The sequence below is a fragment of the Skermanella sp. genome (assembly GCF_059503625.1).
The window spans coordinates 1-3,545 of record NZ_JCACHA010000176.1; the positions used below are offsets into that span (position 1 = coordinate 1).

The window sequence follows — 3,545 nt, forward strand, 5'->3', positions numbered from 1 at the left end:
CACCGGCCACACTACCCGAGCCGGGGTCCATCACCCCGGATCCCGACAAGAACCTCTTTGATTGGGTAGCTCCGGAAGCATGGGCGAATACGTAAATCATCGAATCGTCAGCCAAACCGAAGGGTCTCCGTGTTCAGCGCCGGCAATCGATGGACAGCAAACTCGCCAGTCTCTTGCGAGAGGCCAGGCGGAACACTCCCCGCCCATTACCAGCACGGGTCTCTATTTCCGACAATCCGCAACGTATTTGAACGGCGCCACCCACTGGAAGTAATGTTGAAAATTTGCCAACGGCAAGAAGGACGCACGGAACAACTAGATGACGGTCGACAAGAGGCTGGCGTGCCGTCGTCTACTGCATTATTTAGCGTCGCGAGGGCGATACGAGAGAGAGAAGCTCTTCGCTGCGGCCAAGCCACGCCCTTCCGACGCTTGAGACGGAGCGCATCCACGAAGTTGGGAGTGTTGGCACTATGGATATCGAACTGACCGATGTGTCGCAGATGCTCGTTTCACTAACCGGGCAAGTTGCGCCTCATCGTTCGTATCAGCGGCTTTGGGCGGCAATCGTAGATGGCCGTCTACAGGCGGCGAGGGTGAGCGGAAGATGGCGAGTTCGTCGTGAGGACTTGCCTGTTGCGGCCAAGATCCTTGGCATGACGGACGTGGCCGCTGAACCAGCCGAGTTCGCCGCGTGAACTGATCCAGACAAAGAAAAGCCCGTCTCGCTCCACATTCCGGTCAAGGCACGGGAGCGACAACGGGCTTACTAAAGCAGTCAAGGATGTCTCTAATTTCTAGCACAAAGCTGCATCGTGCACACCATCTGTCGATTCACGTCGGCGTGGTTTGCGTGTGTCTGGCTCTGCACGACAAGCACCCGCGCGATGTGCGGTTGGTGACGTGCTGACCTCGTCCGAGCGGCGCCGACTGCTGAGCGCGCTGGCATTGCTGCGCTCGCCGCACGCAGGTGAGCGTGACGCGGTCGGAGCGGCAGCACTGCGCATCCTCGGCGCCGCAGGAGTGGACTGGGCAGCAATTATCCCAGAGGTGGAAGCGAAATCTCACCACGAGCCGCACGACAGCAATACATCGGTCGAGAACTGGCGATCGCTGGCTGCCTCGCTGCTGCGTTGGCACAGCGGCGTGTTCAATCTTACTGAGCAAGGCTTCCTTCGCAACATCGGCAGCTTCCCCCGGCTGTCAGCAAAGCAACAGGCTTGGCTTGCGTGTTTGGCCGGCAGGACGCGTCGCAGCACGAGGGCGGCATGAGCTACGACGCGATGAAGCGCATGGCGCTACCGTGCTCGGTGCACGTCGTCCACGCCGCATTGCAGCTATGCGGCAGGTTGGTGGAGATGCAAGTATGACCGCCTGCATAATCCGCACAACCCTGCACCGCGACTTGGAGCGTGTGGCGCTGCTCGGATGGCGCGTTGCGCCGGTTTGGCCGAACCGGGCCGGCTGTTTTAGGGGATACATTCAAGCGGCCACAACCGACCTCGGTCAAATAGAGCGTTGGCAGGCTGAGTATCGCGGCTGCAATTGGTTGGTAATCCCGGAGGGCTCCGGCGTCTGGGCGCTCGACGTGGACACTCCCTCCGCTAACCACAAAGTCGATGGCTTGGCAGCGCTTCAGGTGCTGCGCTCGAAGCATTCGACGATCCCGGCGCATCCGCATGGCCGCAGCGGCGGCGGGCACCTCCTCGTTTTCAGGGACGCGGGCCACCCGATCAAATGTGAGAGCGGCGCGGTCGTTGCCGGCATCGACCCGAAGGCCCGGTGCGTGCAGTTCACCATCTCCCCCTCCGTCCATGGCCGCACCAAGCGGGCATATCGGTGGGAGGTGGCGCCCTGGGACTTGGCGCCTCCCGTGGCGCCGGACTGGCTGCTCCATATCTTCGCCCCACCGCCTGAGCGGGCGAAGCCTGCGCGCCCTTGCATCCTGACGGAGGACCGCGCCCGACGCTCCCTGGCGCGTGCCGTCGATCAGCTCGTACGCACCGGAGCTGGGGACGCAATACGGCGCTCAACCGTGCGGCCCTCACAGCTGGCGGCCTCGTTGGTTCCGGCAAACTGGGCGAACAGGAGGCGGTCGTCGCTCTCTATGCCGCCGGTCGACACATCGGCCTCGATGACAGCGACTGCCAGGCCACGATCCGCTCCGGCATGCAGGCAGGCGCGGCCAAGCCCATCGAAAGGCGTGGGTGATGCGGGGCGAGGATGATATGAACAACGTGCTCGACTTCGCCGCGCGCCGCTATGACCAGATGCCGCCTACCGGCGGCACGAACCCAATGGACTTCGGAGAGACTGCGATTGCCCGACGCTTTGCCGCGGCGACGGAAGGGAAGCTGGTCTACGACCATGACGACCGGCGCTGGTTCGTCTGAAACGGCTCGCTCTGGGTCAAGGACAGTACCGCATCGGCCATGGAGCGCGTGAAGCGCTTCGTCGAGGGCGAGCGGTCCCGCACCCTGGCGCCGGAGGACGAGAAGGCGCTGTCCAAGGTCAAGGTCGTGCGGGCAGTCGAGGAACTTGCCCGCAGCGACCCGCGCCTGGCTGTTCATGGCGCTGTTTGGGATGCGGATGGCTGGCTGCTGGGCACACCGGAAGGCATGGTGGACCTGCGAACCGGCGAGCTGCGGCCAGGCCTGCCTGCCGACTACATCTCCAAGCACACGGCCGTCGCTCCCGCGCCTGCTGGCACCATAGCGGCGCACTGGCGAGGCTTTCTGCATGAAGCCACGGGGGGCGACGAGGAACTGCAGGACTTCCTGCAGCGCTGGGCCGGTTACTGCCTCACCGGCGAGGTTTCGGAGGAGGTGCTGGCCTTCCTGTATGGGCCGGGCGGCAACGGGAAAGGCGTTTACACCGGCGTCTTGGCGGCGATTCTTGGTGACTACGCGGTGCCGATGCCAATCGATGCTTTCACGGCTGGCGGACGGCAGAACCAAGAATACTACAATGCACGCATGGCTGGCGCCCGACTGGTCACTGCCTCTGAGACCGAGAGTGGCCGGCAGTGGGCCGAGGCGCAGATCAAGGAGCTTACCGGCAACGAGACGCCGCTCAGTGCCCGCCAGCCACACGGCCGGGTCTATGCCTACCGCCCGCTGTTCAAGCTGCAGTTCGTCGGCAACCACGCTCCGAGCCTCAAAGGGCGCAGCCCCGCAATGGAACGGCAGTTGCGCATCATCCCCTTCGAGTACATCCCGCCGAACCCAGATCCCGACCTGAAGGCCAAGCTGGTACCGGAGTACCCGGCTATCCTGAGCTGGGCCATCGAGGATTGTCTCGCCTGGCGCAAGCAGTGGCTGGGGACGGCGAAGCTGATCCAGCAGGCCAGCGGTGATTACTTCGAACGGCAAGACGTCTTTGGGCGGTGGATCGAGGAGCGCTGCATCCTCGACCCCAACCTCTCGGTGCGCCCAGGCGCGCTGTTCTCCGACTATCAGGCGTGGTGCAAGAGTGCAGGCGAGGTGGCCCTCTCTAGAGCACTTTGATGTTGCTTGGAATCGCGCGTTCTGATTCGACGCTGTTGA

General features: G+C 63.4%; 4 protein-coding genes and 1 pseudogene. All 5 read left to right on the top strand.

Going from position 1 to position 3,545, the window contains the following annotated elements:
* Positions 1-473: 473 nt before the first annotated feature.
* Positions 474-698, top strand: coding sequence for a hypothetical protein (locus tag AC5JJ6_RS04645; RefSeq protein WP_496040925.1), 225 nt, complete (start codon positions 474-476; stop codon positions 696-698).
* A 205-nt stretch (positions 699-903) separates the two neighbouring features.
* Positions 904-1,272, top strand: a complete 369-nt coding sequence (locus AC5JJ6_RS04650; RefSeq protein ID WP_496040926.1) for a hypothetical protein — start codon at positions 904-906, stop codon at positions 1,270-1,272.
* A gap of 94 nt (positions 1,273-1,366) precedes the next feature.
* Positions 1,367-2,227 carry a bifunctional DNA primase/polymerase gene (locus tag AC5JJ6_RS04655; RefSeq protein ID WP_496040927.1) on the top strand — a complete coding sequence of 287 codons (861 nt, stop codon included), beginning with the start codon at positions 1,367-1,369 and terminating at the stop codon, positions 2,225-2,227.
* Position 2,228: 1 nt separating this feature from the next.
* Complete coding sequence (locus AC5JJ6_RS04660; protein WP_496040928.1) at positions 2,229-2,393, top strand: hypothetical protein; 165 nt, start codon at positions 2,229-2,231, stop codon at positions 2,391-2,393.
* 24 nt (positions 2,394-2,417) lie between these two features.
* Positions 2,418-3,506 (top strand): annotated as a pseudogene (locus AC5JJ6_RS04665) (phage/plasmid primase, P4 family); the annotation flags it as partial.
* Positions 3,507-3,545 lie beyond the last annotated feature (39 nt).

Excerpts from the sequence above, each read along its gene's own strand:
- AC5JJ6_RS04660 (WP_496040928.1), top strand. The coding sequence starts at position 2,229 with ATGAACAACGTGCTCGACTTCGCCGCGCGCCGCTATGACCAGATGCCG.
- AC5JJ6_RS04655 (WP_496040927.1), top strand. The coding sequence starts at position 1,367 with ATGACCGCCTGCATAATCCGCACAACCCTGCACCGCGACTTGGAGCGT.
- AC5JJ6_RS04645 (WP_496040925.1), top strand. The coding sequence starts at position 474 with ATGGATATCGAACTGACCGATGTGTCGCAGATGCTCGTTTCACTAACC.